The following is a 15,831-nucleotide window of genomic DNA, read 5'->3' on the forward strand; positions in this document are numbered from 1 at the left end:
GAAAGCTGCATCGAGAATGTCCGCTGAAATCAAATTCCCCGTTTTCCTAAGCAGAAGGCGTTGGATTAAAGTCGCCTGCAGAGTACGAGCTATTTTTTAAGCCGGTAGAGGTCGCTGGTCAAACCGTTTGCAATCGAACAGTTAGGGGCAAGGTGGCAGGCTAAGCGTTAGTAGCGGTTGGATGTCTGTTTTAAGTGCTCTCTTAATCCTTCACATTGAGCAACAACAGGGGGCAATCGAAGCCGATTTTAATCTCCACGTTAACTTGCGGATAAAAGAAAAGGCTGCAGCGCAGCCTTTTCTCTAATTTTTCGGTACGAAGATGGCGTTTATAAGCCAGCACCTTCGGTGCACTGTGCATCAGTAGCGCCACCGCCAGAGCTGGCCGCTGCGTACGTTACTTCACTATCCAGAGCAATTGTTGCCGTCACAGCACAGTCACCGTCGTCCCAGGTCAGATCGGTAGTAGCAAGGTTCTCTGCCGGGGCTGCAGAAGCGGTAAGCGCTGTTACATTACCAATTTCAGTGTTCAGGGAGGTACACCCAATACCAGTTTGCATGCAGGCTTGTGTCTTCTGCACAAAACCACTTACGCCAGCCATGGCTGCGCCACCGTGGGATGTTGCGACATAATCACGGTAAGCAGGAATTGCTACGGCGGCCAGAATACCGATAATAGCCACTACGATCATCAATTCGATAAGGGTGAAACCTTTTTGGGCTTGCTTGTTCATGTAGTTTTCTCCGTTGTTTAACAAACTCTACTGTCAATTCGCGCTCAGCGAATCGCTGATTATCTCTAAGCATAGAGCGGGCCAGTTTTTAAAAAAATTTAAAAAAGTTTATGAATCAAGATCTTGTGGTTTTATGGCTGTCTAAGATTCAGGCTGTGCCTAAGGGGGTTCGCGTCACAATGTGACGAATATCGTCACTTGTGGATATGGGTTTATAGCGGGCTCTTGCTTTTCGTTCTGTATAGGGGCGATCTTGGTCGAGCTGGTGCAGGGGCTTCAATAAATATGATTGCCTCTCCCCGCTCCGCTGCGAAGCACGACACTCCTCGCCCTCAAACGGAGGCCAGCTCAAAGGCCTCGGGGCTGACGCCTCCCAAGTGGGTATGACGTCGAAGCCGGTTATAAAACACTTCGATGTAGTCGAACACATCCGCCTTGGCCAGATCACGGGTTTTGTAGATCCGTTTGCGGATGCGTTCCTTTTTCAGGCTGCTGAAGAAGGACTCGGCTACCGCATTATCCCAGCAGTTGCCTCGTCGACTCATACTGGGTTCGAGATTATGGGCGCGACAGAACCGATGCCAGTCATCGCTCCCATATTGTGAGCCTTGGTCGGAGTGAACCAGGACGGTCTCCTTCGGCCGACGCCGCCAAACGGCCATGAGTAGCGCATCTACCACCAGGCTGCGGTGCAGAGTGGGTTTCATTGACCAGCCCACCACGCGGCGCGAGAAGAGATCGACGACCACCGCCAGGTACAGCCACCCCTGCCAGGTCCGAAGGTAGGTGATATCAGTGACCCAGGACTTGTCGGGTCGCTCCACCGTAAACTCCCGCTGGAGCTTGTTCGGAGTCAGGATGGAGGGCCTGCCGGCGATGACTCGCGGGGCCTTGTAGCCTCGTAGCGCTTTGATTTTATGTTCTTTCATCAACCGTGCGACTCGGTTCAGACCACAGGTTTCCCCGGCCTCTCTAAGGTCCAGAAAGACCCTGGGCGACCCGTAAACACCGGAGCTGCCCTGATAAGACGCCAGGATCTGGGCCAGCAGTCGCTGGTTATCAATGGCTCGGTCAGACAGTGGTTTGTGCAGCCATTGATAGAAACCGCTACGGGCCACCCGGAGCACTCGACACATGGTTTTGGTGCTGAATTCGCGTCGGTGATCGTTGATGAATCGGTACTTTACTCGGGCTCTCTGGCAAAGTACCGAGCGGCCTTTTTTAGGATATCGCGCTCTTCTTCAATTCGACGCATTTGGGCGCGCAGCCTGAGGATCTCACTCTTGGCTTCAACCAGCTCGGCAGCCTGCTGATCAGACTTATCCGGCTTTACCGCTTTAACCCATTTGTAGAGACTGTGAGCGGAGACTCCAAGTCGTTGCGATACTTCCGATACGGTATAGCCTCGCTCCAGTACTTACCGGACCGCTTCATCCTTAAATTCTGGGGTGTAACGTTGGCTGCTCATGGCAATCCTCCTATGCTCTAATCATAGGCTAGGAGTGTCCACTACACCGGGGGAAGTCCAGCCTCTTTTTAGGAATGTCCGCAGTAACGGGGTAGAACCCGTGTTGCGGTTTTATGGGTAAAGGTCAACCCGAAAATAGCGGTTAGTATTTTTCCGCCTTTGAGGTAAGGTGTCCGTCATTTGACACTTGTGCAGAGGTCTATCGAGGTATGTCGCCTACGGACGTTGAAAAGGATCAGAGTGATCGGGAAATCGATTTGAGAGACTTGGCCATTATCTTGATCGAGGGGTGGCGTTGGATTTTGGGCGCGATCTTGATCGCAGTGATTCTTGGGGGTGTTTATAAATTAGCGCAGAAGCCTGTTCTCCAGACTCAATTTCAAGCCGTGCCCGCCACGGAAGGAAATTTCTCAAGCTTCAATATTCTGGGTGGGTTCTCAGTGGACCCTGAGGATGTTTACCAGACGTTGGCTATTCAGCTTTCTAGCGCCCAGAATTTCAAAGCATTTGTAGAGAATGGTTCCGCAGATGTTCCCTTCAAAGAAGGGGATGATGTCGAGGCTGTTTTCAATAAGCGATTTTCATTTGATGGCGTAGCTGTTCAACGCGCCCGGGATATGAATCTGGTTGTCCAGTACAAATTTCCCGAAGGTGAGGGCGGTGAAGAGCTGCTTCAAAGCTATCTTGATTTCTCTGCCAAGCGTGCTTTGACCAGTCTTGGTGAGCAGTTTGCGAATGAAACGCAATCTGAAATCGATAGTCTCGAAACGAAATTACGGCTTGAGAGATCTAAGTTAGAGAAAGTCCGAGAGGATCGCCTCTTTGAGCTCAATCAGGCGATCAAAGTGGCGCGCAAACTGGGGCTCGAAAAGCCGTCTGTTCAGGTCTGGGTCGGCCAATCAGCGGCATCCGCCGGCGCAGAGCAGTCCGGTAGCTCATTCGGCATGTATCCGCCCCTCTACTTTTTGGGCTATCGGGCACTGGAGGCAAATCGCGATGTTATCAAAGACGATATCAGCGCAGGATTGAATAGTGCTCAAACACGGGAAATCGAGCAGCAAGTTGCCGAGCGTCGAGAGGTACTTGAGCTCATTAGCAGCGGCAAGATGTTGAATAGCGCCAGCGCTTCGGATCACAAGGCCGTTTCCAATCTTGTAGACGTTGTCGAGTCTCCGTCTTCCGGGCGAACGTTGGGCATGGGTGTGATAAAGACTCTGGTCGTTTGTGCCTTTTTGGGGGGAGTGCTGGGCGTGATACTGGTGTTCGGCGTGCGGTTTGGAAAGGGCGTTCTGCGCTACCGGCAGCAGAGTGACGCGGACTAGCGGGTTCTCGGCCAGAGAAAGAGTGGCTTGGAATGAATGACGTCGCCCGGAGGCCTAGGTACAATCGGCGCCCCGGGGCGTTGGAATGCGGAGTATCGTCACCTGCTGTAATGGGCGAGTTTCGATTCGCAGAGTTCTTCAGCGCAGATGTTTGGCCTGGAGGTGCTCAAGCGGCATGACGACTCCCGGAGTCCAAGCCACCATGCCAAATTGATTGAGTAAGCATTGTGTATGATTTTGCCCGCCGTTGAGTTGGATGCCGGAAATGGTTTTGCCGGCCATTTGATAGGTCATGGCTGAGTGGCAAGGTGACTTCATGACCGTTTTGAATATCTAGGCGGAGCTTCCTACCTATGGGCTTCAAGGGCTCCTACAGTAAAGCAACATTGATTTCGATGGGGGCTTTGGCGGCGCAAGTTGGATTTGGCTTGCTGGCAATCGCTATCCTCGCGAAATTCTTACCCAAAGCACAGTTCGGCAACTTCATTATTGCGCTGACAGCGACACAGCTTGCGGCCAGTGTGCTTTCGACAAGTACCGAGAGGGCGGCCCTGTTTGTTATGTCCAGACAGGGCAAGGGCGTGCGTCCTGAAGAAAAAAGCGCGCTTATTGTCATCGCAGGGCTGACCGGTGCAGTCGGAACTCTGGTATGTCTTCTGGTTTCGATGGTCATCGGTGACTTTGGGGCTGAGGCCGTTGCGGGTTGGGTTGCCTGGCTATCCCCCCTGATGTTCGCAACCTGTTTCAGGGCTACGATAAACGCCTGCCTGAGGGCCTCCCTCCGCACGACAACCTTTGCCCTGCTGGAATATGCGATGCCAGCAACGATACGGGTTGCTGGACTTCTCGTTGTCGTTCTAATGAATACTTCGGCGACAACCCCGCTGGTATCTACGGTGTTTGTCGTGTCCGCCTTGCTGCCGGCGTTCCTGGGCCTGGCTGCCTTGCTCCCGACCTTGGGAATGCCACAGGCAATACGGCAGAGAGGGTTGGTTCGATATGGACTGACGGTCATGATGACCAAACTTACGTCTGAGCCCAACAAAACACTTGATGTTGTTCTCGTCGGTGCCTTGACGTCTCCTGTGGTTGCCGCTGACTACGGGTTGGCTTCTCGATTAACTAATGCGCTGTCATTGGTGAAGCAGGCTCTAGATACGCTGCTGGTGCCGAGGATTGGGCGGCTACACGCGGCAGGCAATAAGCCGCAGCTATTGAAAGAATATGCGTTGGCTCGTGATGCGGGGCTTGCTGCGTTGTTGGTGGCGAGCCTGTGTTTCTGCATAGTCGGAAGGCCTCTCCTGCTTTACCTGGGGGATTACCAGGATGCTTATGCCCTTGTCCTGATGCTGTTGGCGGGCTCTGTTCTCCGGGTTGGTGTGGGTTCAACAGGCAACTACCTGAATATGATCGGCAGGCCTGGGATGAATCTTGTTGCGACGGGGCTGGGCGTCGGCACGTTAGTTGTATCATCATCGCTTTTTATCCCTGCAATGGGTGCGGAAGGTGGCGCGTTTGCCGTCATTCTCTCCCAGTTGGTGATGAATGGTTGCGCTTTGATTATTGCCAAGCGTGTCGACCATGTTCTGCTCGTTACACCGGTAACCCTCTCAATTCTGATTGCGTCGACGGTGGCATTAATAGCGTTGGCGTTCGGCTTGGTGCCTGCCTGGCTCTCTTCAGTGCTGCTAGCTTTCCTGGTGCTGGTTCTTTTGAACAGGCATTTCAGTCTTCCTTTCAAAGTCAACGGAGCGAATACGTGACAAAAAAAGTGGATCTCATACACATCGGGCCGCAGAAGTCAGGCACTACATGGTTATACGAGTGTCTGAAAGAGCATCCGGGTTGCCAGGTATCGAAGCGGGATACCGTCCATTACTTCGATATTTATTATTCGCAGGGTGAGAGTTGGCTTGAGCAGCACTATGAAGGGAGTGGTGAAGGGCAACTGAGAATTGACATGACCCCGTCCTATTTACGGGATGGCAAGGCCCTGGAGCGGATTGCTGAATACAATCCGTCGAAGGGTATTGCTTTGTGTTTGCGTGATCCTATCGAGCGGGCTTTTTCCCATTACTGGCACGAAAAAAAGAAGCAGAGATTCAACTACTCGTTCAAGGAAGTTGTTGAAAACTACGATTTATGGTCAAGCTGGGTTAAGCCGGGGCTATATGCGCAAAAGATTAAGCGTTGTTTTGATTTAGTCGGAAGGGATCGGGTACTGGTTCAGTTTTTCGATGATTTGAAAAGTAATCCAGAAGGCTTCTTTTCTGAATTTTGCGAGTTTTCTGGATTGGATGAAGGATTCAAACCTTCGGTATTAGAGAAAAAAATTAATTCTGCTTCTCCTCAGCTTTCTTCTGAAGCGCGACACAGGCGGGCCGGTGCTCGAAAGGCACTTGAAAATGCGGGTCTTTTGAAGTTTGCTCAAAGAGTCAAGCCAGCTTTAGAGTTTATTCCTGGGGTTGGCCTAAAAGCTGGTAATGTTGAAAAGCTCTCTGATGAAGACCAAAGCTTTGTTGCTTTTCTTTACGGGCTAATCGAGAGTGAGGTCAAGGAGTTAGAGGAATTGACAAACAGAGATCTATCTTCTTGGTCAAGAAGATGAAGTAAACACGGTCATGTTGAATGGCCATGGAGATAAAGCAAGCGAATAGTTCTATTTAACTCAAGGAAACGGTGTGCAAATTCCTAAACTTTCAAAGTATCAAGCATTTTTGATGCTGCTTTTATTATTGGGGTTGCAGTCGCTAGCTTTGATTTCTGTGGTATTGCCGCTGTCGACAAGTCAAGATTCATGGTTCCTTATAGCATTTGTTACGTCGCTTACCATGGTAGGTGCGGGAACAGTTCTGGCTTGGCGGCAGCGAGATTATTTTGATGCGATGGTTCTGGTTTACTTGGCTTTTGTAGCCTTTCATGGAGGGCAGATATTTTTAGTTGCGACAATTGGTTTGCCAAAGAACGAAGTCTTTCTTGATGGCTATTTTAATTTCAGAGATTGTCTTTGGCTCGTGCTTCTTGTCGGCTACTCTTCTATTGCTCTTGCTTTCGGAATGGTTTTGGCAAGTTCTTCATCGCCTAAGATGGAGCTCCCTGTTGAACGGCTGAGTCGTTATGAAAGTAATCTCAAAGGAATGGGTGTTTTCCTCCTATTCCTAAGCTCTGCCTTTTTTATTAAGGAATCATATATATATGCTCAGAATTTGGCAGAGGGGGGGCGTTACGGTGTTTTCGGTGGTGGCGATAGAGTTGGGGTGGAAGCAACAGGGAAGATACTGTTTCACGCATTTCCGGTAAGTGGACTTCTTTTAATTGCAGGTGCCGGACGGTCAAAATTTTTCTTAGTCACCGGTATACTGGTTTGTGCGATTAATTTTTACTTTCACTTGTATCTAGGAAACCGTGGTTACGCTTTTATGCCGGTTCTGGCGTCAGTGTGGCTTATTGATCGGATTCATTGGCGTTTTTCAAGGATGTGGTTAGCCCCCCTTGGGGCATCGGTTTTATTTGTAGTTTTCCCTGTTATTCGAGTGTTGCGCTCGAGCCCTGATGGCAAGGGTTTTCTCCAGTTGTTGACTCAGGTTGATTTTTTATCGTTGGCTCGTGAATCTTTGTTTGAGTTGGGAAGTCAACTTCGAGTGGTCGGCTGGGTACCTGATTTAATTAGCATTCATGGTTTTCAGTTTGGTGAGACCTACATTAGGGCCATTTCTACTGTTATTCCGAATTTGTTTTGGAAGGTGCATTGGGGTGTCCAAGGTGTAATGCTAAGGGATGACATCAAAGATTATGTTCGAGCTGATGTACTTGGGTGGGATAAACAGATGGGTTGGGGAGGATCGATTTTAGGTGAAGCCGTTTTGAATTTTGGGGTCATTTGCTCTGTGTTTATGATGGTTTTTATTGGATATGCGTTGAGCAGGTTCCATCGGTGGTCTCTAAATAGTAATAATCCAGCAAAGATGTTTGTGTTCGCGGTATTAGTTGCAAATATATTCATGTCTATACGTGGCGAAATGCATCAACTTGTTCGTCCGGTCATATGGTTTGGCGTCTTGCCTTACTTGGCCATTATTGTGTTGCCGGCAATTAGATTTCGGCACAGCAGTATAAAATGAGTCTTCTTCCAATGACTGAATCGCCCCAAATTAGCGTGATTGTCCCATGCTATAACTCTGCCGATACTATTTTGCGCTCATTGCAGAGTGCCCTTTCCCAGCGGGGGGTTACTGTTGAGGTTGTTGTCGTGGATGATGGATCGTCCGATGGAACAGCGGAAATCCTCAAAGAAATAAATGATGACCGACTGCGATACGTGTTTCAGCAGAACTCGGGGCCTTCGGTAGCTCGGAACAAAGGCGTTTCGGCCTCTTCCGGTGATTATGTGGCTTTTCTTGATGCGGATGATGAGTGGCATCAACACAAGCTCTTGAAGCAATTTGAGTATATGAGCCAACATGATTTGGTTGCGTCCATATGCGATGTTGAGGAGCAGGTGCCGGGGTCTCCGGCGACAGTTTACAGGAAGCCCCAGCTACGGGATAAACGTGAGGAAGAGATCGTAGATTTGATTTACCGCGGAAAGGTGACGCGTAATACGCCGACAATGATGATTAAAAGGTCGGCCTTTACAAATGTCAGCGGGTTTGATGAATCACTTCGAAATCGCGAAGATCACCACCTTTTATGTAAGCTTGCTTCAGTTGGGAGAATGGGCACGTTGCCCGAACCCTTAACGATCCGGCATGTGGTGATGTCAAGCTACAGTCGTTCGTACAATGCGCTCAGATATTACTCAGATACGCTTCTTTTCCATAAAAAAATGCACACGACGTTTCCGTACCTTGATGTGGTTTCGGGAGTTCGGCGCACAAAGGTTCAATCCGTCAAGAGGGCACTAAGGTCGTATTCGATCAGCTCGGTGCTAAAAATAGTGTTTGATCGAACGTGGAAGAAAGTGATTGAACTCTAGGATGACCTATTTAGTATGGAGTGAATCCAGAGTCATTCGATGCAAGTGTGACTCTCCGGTAGAGTGATCATTTATGTATATTTTTTATGGGCATCGAGTGCTGCCTGACAAACAGGCCGTTAACGTGCAGGGGCCTGATAGCGGCAATGTCATTTCCGTCTCCAATCTGGAGCGTCTGTTGGATCGGCTGACTGACTACAAGTGCGTTTCCGTAGATGAGTTGGGTGATATGCGCGATGTCGCGGATGATCGCTGTTATGCGCTGACTTTTGATGATGGCTTTAAGGACAACCTTGACGTCCTGTTGCCTATTCTGAAGGAGAGAGGGTTACAGGCGACATATTTTGTGGCAACCCGATTCCTGCAGGGTGAAATCCCGTTTGAGTACGATCTGTGGCAGCGTGTTTCTCACAATGGCGATAGTGACGACGACTACCGAACCGTTCGGCTACAGATGAAAACCGGGAATTACGCCACGCGTCAGGCTGGCATGAATGAGAAATATCCCCAGAGTGACAGTAACCGGACTAGTGAACGACTTATGCTGAGTCGGGATGAGCTCGTTGAGCTGTCGCGAGAGTCGATGCTGTCAATCGGCTCTCATTCGCACAGTCACCTGGTGCTTTCCAGGCAGTTGCCCTGGGTTGCCTTTAATGAGTTAAGTTACTCGAAGCGTGCGATGGAGTCTTGGATCGGACGGCGCATTGAGCACTTTGCCTATCCCTATGGAGCGCGATCTTTTTGGACAGACTGGTTGGCCAGGTTGGCCGGCTACAGGTCAATTTTCAGTACGGAGGCCAAGCGCGCTCAAAGATTCCAGTTCTGTATGCCGCGAATTCCCCTTGAACGCGCCCATGCCGCGTTGGATCTCGAACTTTAAGCCGCCACTATTTTATGCTGAGCTACAATCATTTTCGTCGCCAAATCAGGCGGCTCATCACTTCCAAACCCTGTCTATACCTTCCGGTTACGCGAATCAGGGCGCCGCAATTGGTGGTTTCTAGAGCGTCAGAGATCGTGATTGAAGGGTACCCAAGATGTGGAAACTCATTCGCCGAAGCCGCTTTTCGACTCCCTCAACAAAGGGATATGAAGATCGCACATCATTGTCATGCTTCGGCGCAGGTGATTTATGCGGCAAAAAAGGACATTCCTTGCCTGGTTCTCATCCGCGAGCCGGTCGACGCTGTCACATCATTTATTATTAAATCGAACGAATCTATTGGTGCCAATGCTGCCTTGAGGGAATATTTGGAGTTTTATCAAGCTGTTGCGAAGTGCGCGGGCAAGTATGTCCTTGCCGACTTTGAAACAGTCATTGCGGATTTTTCTAAAGTGATTGGCGCGATCAATGCCAAATACCGCGTAACGTTCGAGAATTGGGCAGCCCATTCTGTCGATGAAAAAATGGTGATGGATGAAGTTGAACGCCTGAACCGAATTCGCAATAAGACGGTGAGCACGGGATACGGGACGAGTGCTACGGAAGAAGAGCTCGCGGCACGCCGTCAGAAAAAAATGGAAATTCGCAAAACTATTCAGGACGACCTGTGCCGGGATCTGGTGTCCGAATGTGAATCGCTTTACCAATCTTTGCGTCGCCAATCGGTTTGAGGTCATTTGTGCAAGTGAAACGTAAAACGGCCATGTGCTTTAACGCATCAACCAATGTCGTTGGAGGGGCTGTACAGAATTCCGCCAACTTTATGCGTTATTCTGCAGAAGATCCTGAAATTGATTGGTATTACGTCGTTTCGCCACAAGTGTTGGCCGAGGCCAGGAAAATAGGGTTTGACGATGATGTTCTGTGTCTCCAAGAGTCGCCCGCTCAATCGGCGTCCAGTCGGCGACAGCTCTATCGGTATGTGGCGGAAAAGCAGCCAGAGGTCGTCTACACGATGGCTGGGCCGGCTTACGTCAGTTTTCCATGCACTCACGTGATGGGTTGTAGCAATCCATATCTCACCAACTTGAGTTGGCAGTCCCTGAGCTATAACAGGAGTTTCGGGCAGATACTGATCACTTTGGCTCGATCGGTTTATCAGGCGTTTTATGCCCGAAAGGCCGATGCCTGGATATTTCAGACTGAAGCCTCTCGCAAGGGATTTATGGAGCGATTGTTCGTTCCGGAAACGGCAACGGATGTCGTGCCCAATGCGGTCGGCAAGGCATTTGATTTGGAGCGATTCGCGGCTTCCACTCCGGAGATGAATGGCGGCGTGATAAAAGGCCTATACCCGGCCGCCTATTACCCTCACAAAGCCCACATGATGATTCCGGATGTTTTAGCGGAGCTTAAACAGCAGTATCCAAAGGCTGATATCAAGCTTTCCGTAACGTTAAAGAAGCATTCTCCAGAAGAGGGCAAGTTGTTTGACCTGGCAGCCAGAAAAGGGGTCGTCGATAGCGTTGTCAATATTGGTCCCTATAGTTATTCAGATGCGCCAGATATATTAGCCGCTCATGACTTTGTCTTTTTTCCGAGCATTCTGGAGGTGTTTTCAACGTCGTATCTTGAGGCTATGGCGTCCGCACGCCCATTGGTCGTTGCCGATAAGGATTTCGCGCGCGAGGTTTGTGGCAGATTCGCGACTTATTTCAAACCTCTTTCGTCTAAGGATGCTGCACGGAAGATCATGGAGGTCTTGGACAGGATTCAAGCTGGGGAGGGGGCGTCCAGGCCAGCCGAGGAAGGCATATCGTCTCCCTTGATTGCTTATGATGAGCGATACAGCCGAATCCGCAGTATCTTACTCTCAAAGTGTGGCTAGCGTAAAAAATGCGCGCGGAGCCTCTGAGAGCATTTTATAAATTCAGGCCATCGTTTTTGGCTGGAACGTTAAGCAGGTTGCTATGAAAAAAGCTCTTATTACTGGAGTTACCGGGCAGGACGGCTCGTATTTGGCCGAGTTTTTATTGGAAAAAGGATATGAGGTTCACGGGATTAAGCGCAGGGCCTCATCATTCAACACCCAAAGAGTCGACCATATCTACCAGGACCCTCATGTCGAGAACCAAAATTTCGTCCTTCATTACGGTGACCTGACAGATTCATCGAACCTGATTCGCATCCTCAAGGAGATTGAGCCTGATGAGGTGTATAACCTTGGCGCTCAATCCCATGTCGCGGTGAGTTTTGAGGCACCTGAGTATACCGCGGACGTTGATGCCATCGGCACATTAAGGTTGCTGGAGGCGATCAGGTTTCTCGGGCTTGAGAGTAAGACCCGCTTCTATCAGGCATCGACCTCCGAGTTATATGGATTGGTCCAGGAAACACCGCAAAAGGAAACAACGCCTTTCCATCCACGATCGCCGTATGCCGTGGCCAAGCTTTATGCATACTGGATTGCCGTCAACTACCGCGAGGCCTACGGTATGTATGCCTGTAACGGTATCCTCTTCAACCACGAATCGCCTCGTCGGGGGGAAACCTTTGTCACCCGCAAGATTACTCGTGGGATGGCCAACATTGCTCAGGGCCTTGAGTCGTGCCTCTACATGGGTAACCTCGATGCGCTCAGGGACTGGGGGCATGCAAAGGATTATGTTCGCATGCAGTGGCTGATGCTCCAGCAGGAGAGCCCCGAAGATTTTGTGATCGCTACGGGCAAACAATATTCTGTCCGCGAGTTTATCCAGTGGTCGGCCTCGGAACTCGGTATCACTCTGCGTTTTCAGGGCGAGGGTGTCGACGAAACCGGCATTGTAGAAGCGGTTAAGGGAGACGCCTGCCCCGCAGTGACCGTAGGTGACGTCGTTGTTCGTGTAGACCCCCGTTATTTCCGTCCTTCGGAGGTGGAGACGTTGCTGGGCGATCCTACCAAGGCTAAGGAACAACTGGGTTGGGAGCCTGAGATCACTGCGATGGAAATGTGCTCGGAGATGGTTGCTGAGGATCTCAAGGCTGCCCAGAGACATGCGTTACTGAAAAAGCATGGGTTGGAAATTCCCGTCTCATTGGAGAGCAGTCATGACTGACCAGAAGCCCAGAATTTTCGTGGCCGGGCATCGTGGAATGGTCGGGTCGGCAATCGTCAGAAAGCTTGAGGACCTTGGGGGGAGCGACCTGGTCACCCGGACCCGTGCTGAACTCGACTTGACGAACCAGAAAGAGGTGGAAGCCTTCTTCCACGATGAAAAGATTGACGAAGTGTATATCGCCGCGGCAAAAGTCGGAGGTATTCATGCGAACAATGAGTTTCCGGCCGAATTCATTTATGAAAACCTGATGATGGAGTGCAACCTCATTCACTCTGCTCATAAGGCTGGCGTCCAAAAAGTGCTGTTTTTAGGCTCGTCTTGCATCTATCCGAAACTTGCAGGTCAACCTATGGCCGAAGATGCGCTGCTCACGGGTGTGTTGGAGTCGACCAATGAGCCCTATGCGGTCGCGAAAATTGCCGGTATCAAATTGTGTGAAAGTTATAATCGCCAATTCGGACGAGATTATCGAAGTGTGATGCCAACCAACCTCTATGGACCTCACGATAATTTCCACCCTGAAAATTCCCATGTAATTCCTGCATTGCTGAGGCGTTTTCATGAGGCGTGCGAGCGCGGTGATGAGGAGGTCGTCATCTGGGGGAGTGGCAAGCCCAAGCGTGAGTTTTTACACGTTGATGATATGGCGGCCGCGAGCGTTCACGTCATGAACCTTGCCCCAGAAGATTATGAGCGTGATACCCAGCCGATGTTGTCACATATCAACGTTGGTACCGGTGAGGACTGTTCGATAGCTGAATTGGCTCAAACGATCGCAAAGGTAACAGGCTTCAGTGGGCGACTCGTCTTTGACGATTCGAAACCGGATGGGGCGCCTCGGAAGCTTCTGGATGTTTCCCGTATCACATCGATGGGGTGGTCACCGACGGTGACCCTCGAACAGGGGCTTCGCTCAACATACGCCTGGTTTGTTGACCACATAAGGTCAGTTCGTGGGTGATTTGAGGTTCGGCAGGCGACTCGAATACATTAACGTTGTGGTAGAAGCTTGAAAGTCTCAATTATTACGGTTTGCTTTAACAGTGCAGAAACGATCAGAGATACGATGGTTTCTGTGGCCAATCAGACGTATCCGGATATCGAGCACGTGATTGTCGATGGCGGATCGAAAGACCGAACAATGGAGATTGTTCAGGAATTTCGCGATCAACTCGGCCCGGTTATCAGTGAGCCCGACAAAGGCCTCTACGATGCGATGAACAAGGGAGTTCAGGCGGCGACGGGCGATGTCATCGGAATTCTCAATTCGGATGACTTCTATGAGACCGATGATGCGGTACAAGCTGTTATGGACGCATTCGGTCGACAACCAGACCTTGATATCGTCTTCGGCAACGTCGTGTTCGTAGCTCCCGAGGATTTGTCCGCCATCACGCGGTTTTATCGTGCCGGCCATTTTAGGCCCTGGAAACTCAGGTTTGGCTGGATGCCGCCGCACCCCGCTACGTTCGTTAGAAGAGAAGCGTACGAGGCGTGTGGACAATACCGCCTCGACTTCAAGATAGCAGCCGACTATGAAATGTTTGTACGCTGGCTGGCCATTGCCGGGCTCAGGTATCAGTGGGTTAATAAGGTGATCGTCAGAATGAGGGCCGGAGGGGTGAGTACCTCCGGGATCAAAAGCAGCCTTTTGCTGAATCGGGAGATCGTCAGGGCTTGCCTGGAAAATGGCATATACACAAATCTCGCTCTTGTCATGACTAAGCTGCCTTTCAAGCTGATGGAGCTCTGGCGGAAGTCGGGACGTTAGTATGACAGGGACAGGAGTAGGGCTCTTATGACTCGGGTTCTTGTCACGGGGGCTTCCGGCTTTGTCGGTGGGGCGCTGCTTCGTAGACTTGCCGATGACGACAACGTTGAAACGGTCGCCGCTATCCGCAATAGCAGCGGTCGTATTCCCTGCGCAGATCGGATCGTTGCTGGCTGTGTTCTGGGAAACGAGTGTACGAGTTCGGGATGGGATGACGCGCTTCGGGGCGTGGACGTTGTGGTCCATTGCGCTGCCAGAGTGCACATAATGAACGACACAGCGACAGACCCTCTCGACGAATTTCGGCGGATTAACGTAACAGGGACACTTAAGCTCGCAGAATTGGCGGCCAAGGCAGGGGTCAGGCGCTTTGTGTTTGTCAGTACTGTCAAGGTAAATGGAGAAGCAACTCGCCCGGGAGAGCCTTTTCGCGAGACCGATACCGGTGCCTGCCAGGACGACTACGGATTATCGAAGTCGGAGGCCGAAGCGGCCCTCCGTACTCTCGCAGATAAAACCGGGATGGAAGTGACGATAGTGCGCCCGCCGCTGGTATACGGGCCGGGTGTCAAAGGTAATTTTAAGAGCCTCTACCGGCTGGCGACGAGCGGTCTACCTTTGCCCCTCGGGGCGATAAACAATCTGCGCAGTTTGATTTATATTGGAAATCTGTCTGATTTTCTGGCGTTGCTTGTTCATCACCCGAAGGCGGGCAATGACGTTTTTCTTGTCTCAGATGGTGATGATCTTTCAACGACATCCTTGCTGCGTTGTTTTGGTCAACATTCAGGGAAGAGAGTCCGGCTTTTCTATTTTCCTGCAGTTGCGCTGTTCTTGCTTGGTCGAATGTTGGGGCGAAAGTCCGTCGTGGACCGATTGTGCGGTAGTCTTCAAGTGAGCATTGAGAAAGCGCAACAAAGATTGAGCTGGCAACCCCCTTTCACCGTCTCCGAGGGAATACGGTCAACGGTTTCGGAGCTGGGGAAAGAAGATCGTTCCAGAAATGAGAGAGAAAGAGGGAATTTTGATTAGATTTTTCGATATCGTTTTTTCTTTTATAGGGTTGGTTGCCGGGTTCCCGGTCATGCTGATTATCGCATGTGTCGGTTTCTTCGATACGGGCTCGCCAATTTTTCGCCAGGAACGTGTTGGTCGGTTTGGTAGCCCTTTTGTGTTGGTTAAGTTTCGAACCATGGCCAGAGAAACGGCTTCGGTGGCCAGTCACTTGGCTGAATTTTCCTCTGTGACCCCATTGGGGCGTTTTCTTCGGAAAACCAAGCTGGATGAATTACCCCAGCTGTGGAATGTGCTGAAAGGGGAGATGAGTCTTGTGGGACCTCGGCCATGCTTGTTCAGCCAACATGAGCTTATCGAGGCCAGGAAAAGTTTGCGGGTCCTTGATGCCCGACCCGGTATTACCGGCCTGGCGCAAATCAATGACATCGATATGTCCACGCCCGAACTGCTGGCGGAAACGGATGCCAGGATGCTCGCCCAATTGGATCTCCCAGCATACTTCCAGTTTATAGTACTGACGGTATTAGGCAAGGGCTCTGGAGACAGGATAAAGGAGTGAG

16 protein-coding genes are annotated in these 15,831 nt (G+C 50.6%); 13 read left to right on the top strand and 3 right to left on the bottom strand.

What is annotated here, in order from left to right; genetic code table 11:
• Positions 1–329: 329 nt before the first annotated feature.
• Both JL474_RS21700 and JL474_RS08795 read right to left on the bottom strand, forming a co-directional pair.
• Positions 330–734 carry a pilin gene (locus tag JL474_RS21700; RefSeq protein ID WP_203141747.1) on the bottom strand — a complete coding sequence of 135 codons (405 nt, stop codon included), beginning with the start codon at positions 732–734 and terminating at the stop codon, positions 330–332.
• A gap of 332 nt (positions 735–1,066) precedes the next feature.
• Positions 1,067–2,148 (bottom strand): IS3 family transposase gene (locus JL474_RS08795; protein ID WP_236012167.1). Its coding sequence is split into 2 segments (ribosomal slippage): positions 1,067–1,959 and positions 1,959–2,148, totalling 1,083 coding nucleotides; the frame shifts between segments, so codons are not numbered across the junction.
• Positions 2,149–2,411: 263 nt separating this feature from the next.
• On the opposite strand from JL474_RS08795, the gene JL474_RS08800 reads away from it, so the two are divergent.
• Positions 2,412–3,524, top strand: a complete 1,113-nt coding sequence (locus tag JL474_RS08800) for a Wzz/FepE/Etk N-terminal domain-containing protein (RefSeq protein ID WP_203141748.1) — start codon at positions 2,412–2,414, stop codon at positions 3,522–3,524.
• 138 nt (positions 3,525–3,662) lie between these two features.
• Here JL474_RS08800 and JL474_RS08805 read toward each other — a convergent pair whose 3' ends face one another.
• On the bottom strand, positions 3,663–3,806 hold the full coding sequence (locus tag JL474_RS08805; protein WP_203141749.1) for a hypothetical protein: 144 nt from the start codon (positions 3,804–3,806) through the stop codon (positions 3,663–3,665).
• A gap of 71 nt (positions 3,807–3,877) precedes the next feature.
• On the opposite strand from JL474_RS08805, the gene JL474_RS08810 reads away from it, so the two are divergent.
• The 12 genes from JL474_RS08810 to JL474_RS08865 all read left to right on the top strand — a co-directional run bounded on the left by JL474_RS08810 (position 3,878) and on the right by JL474_RS08865 (position 15,830).
• Positions 3,878–5,287 (top strand): lipopolysaccharide biosynthesis protein, encoded by a 1,410-nt coding sequence (locus JL474_RS08810; RefSeq protein ID WP_203141750.1) that lies wholly within the window; start codon positions 3,878–3,880, stop codon positions 5,285–5,287.
• Complete coding sequence (locus JL474_RS08815) at positions 5,284–6,132, top strand: sulfotransferase domain-containing protein (protein ID WP_203141751.1); 849 nt, start codon at positions 5,284–5,286, stop codon at positions 6,130–6,132. The genes JL474_RS08810 and JL474_RS08815 overlap by 4 nt, the downstream gene beginning before the upstream one ends.
• Positions 6,133–6,205: 73 nt before the next feature.
• Positions 6,206–7,645, top strand: a complete 1,440-nt coding sequence (gene wzy / locus JL474_RS08820; RefSeq protein WP_203141752.1) for an O-antigen polysaccharide polymerase Wzy — start codon at positions 6,206–6,208, stop codon at positions 7,643–7,645.
• An 11-nt stretch (positions 7,646–7,656) separates the two neighbouring features.
• Positions 7,657–8,499 carry a glycosyltransferase family 2 protein gene (locus JL474_RS08825; protein ID WP_203141753.1) on the top strand — a complete coding sequence of 281 codons (843 nt, stop codon included), beginning with the start codon at positions 7,657–7,659 and terminating at the stop codon, positions 8,497–8,499.
• A gap of 73 nt (positions 8,500–8,572) precedes the next feature.
• A complete protein-coding gene (locus JL474_RS08830) occupies positions 8,573–9,379 on the top strand; it encodes a polysaccharide deacetylase family protein (protein ID WP_203141754.1) in 807 nt (268 codons plus the stop codon).
• 209 nt (positions 9,380–9,588) lie between these two features.
• Complete coding sequence (locus tag JL474_RS08835) at positions 9,589–10,113, top strand: hypothetical protein (protein WP_203141755.1); 525 nt, start codon at positions 9,589–9,591, stop codon at positions 10,111–10,113.
• Positions 10,114–10,127: 14 nt separating this feature from the next.
• Positions 10,128–11,270, top strand: a complete 1,143-nt coding sequence (locus tag JL474_RS21705) for a glycosyltransferase (protein ID WP_203141756.1) — start codon at positions 10,128–10,130, stop codon at positions 11,268–11,270.
• 82 nt (positions 11,271–11,352) lie between these two features.
• The gene (gene gmd / locus JL474_RS08845; protein ID WP_203141757.1) at positions 11,353–12,480 is read left to right on the top strand and encodes a GDP-mannose 4,6-dehydratase; all 1,128 of its coding nucleotides are present in this window, start codon (positions 11,353–11,355) and stop codon (positions 12,478–12,480) included.
• Entirely contained in the window at positions 12,473–13,444 is a 972-nt protein-coding gene (gene fcl, locus JL474_RS08850; RefSeq protein WP_203141758.1) for a GDP-L-fucose synthase, read from the top strand. The genes gmd and fcl overlap by 8 nt, the downstream gene beginning before the upstream one ends.
• A 48-nt stretch (positions 13,445–13,492) precedes the next feature.
• Complete coding sequence (locus JL474_RS08855) at positions 13,493–14,254, top strand: glycosyltransferase family 2 protein (RefSeq protein WP_203141759.1); 762 nt, start codon at positions 13,493–13,495, stop codon at positions 14,252–14,254.
• Positions 14,255–14,281: 27 nt separating this feature from the next.
• Positions 14,282–15,286: a UDP-glucose 4-epimerase family protein gene (locus tag JL474_RS08860; RefSeq protein ID WP_203141760.1), complete on the top strand. Its 1,005-nt coding sequence runs from the start codon at positions 14,282–14,284 to the stop codon at positions 15,284–15,286.
• Positions 15,279–15,830 carry a sugar transferase gene (locus JL474_RS08865; RefSeq protein ID WP_236012171.1) on the top strand — a complete coding sequence of 184 codons (552 nt, stop codon included), beginning with the start codon at positions 15,279–15,281 and terminating at the stop codon, positions 15,828–15,830. The genes JL474_RS08860 and JL474_RS08865 overlap by 8 nt, the downstream gene beginning before the upstream one ends.
• Position 15,831: the final 1 nt, after the last annotated feature.

The sequence above is a fragment of the Marinobacter mangrovi genome (genome assembly GCF_016798325.1).
GTDB lineage: Bacteria > Pseudomonadota > Gammaproteobacteria > Pseudomonadales > Oleiphilaceae > Marinobacter_A > Marinobacter_A mangrovi.

What these genes read in the sequence shown, in the direction of transcription:
- JL474_RS21700 (WP_203141747.1), bottom strand. Translation starts at nt 734, where the DNA reads ATGAACAAGCAAGCCCAAAAAGGTTTCACCCTTATCGAATTGATGATC.
- JL474_RS08805 (WP_203141749.1), bottom strand. Translation starts at nt 3,806, where the DNA reads ATGGCCGGCAAAACCATTTCCGGCATCCAACTCAACGGCGGGCAAAAT.
- JL474_RS08860 (WP_203141760.1), top strand. Translation starts at nt 14,282, where the DNA reads ATGACTCGGGTTCTTGTCACGGGGGCTTCCGGCTTTGTCGGTGGGGCG.
- gmd (WP_203141757.1), top strand. Translation starts at nt 11,353, where the DNA reads ATGAAAAAAGCTCTTATTACTGGAGTTACCGGGCAGGACGGCTCGTAT.
- JL474_RS08825 (WP_203141753.1), top strand. Translation starts at nt 7,657, where the DNA reads ATGACTGAATCGCCCCAAATTAGCGTGATTGTCCCATGCTATAACTCT.
- fcl (WP_203141758.1), top strand. Translation starts at nt 12,473, where the DNA reads ATGACTGACCAGAAGCCCAGAATTTTCGTGGCCGGGCATCGTGGAATG.
- JL474_RS08830 (WP_203141754.1), top strand. Translation starts at nt 8,573, where the DNA reads ATGTATATTTTTTATGGGCATCGAGTGCTGCCTGACAAACAGGCCGTT.
- JL474_RS08810 (WP_203141750.1), top strand. Translation starts at nt 3,878, where the DNA reads ATGGGCTTCAAGGGCTCCTACAGTAAAGCAACATTGATTTCGATGGGG.
- JL474_RS08835 (WP_203141755.1), top strand. Translation starts at nt 9,589, where the DNA reads ATGAAGATCGCACATCATTGTCATGCTTCGGCGCAGGTGATTTATGCG.
- JL474_RS08800 (WP_203141748.1), top strand. Translation starts at nt 2,412, where the DNA reads ATGTCGCCTACGGACGTTGAAAAGGATCAGAGTGATCGGGAAATCGAT.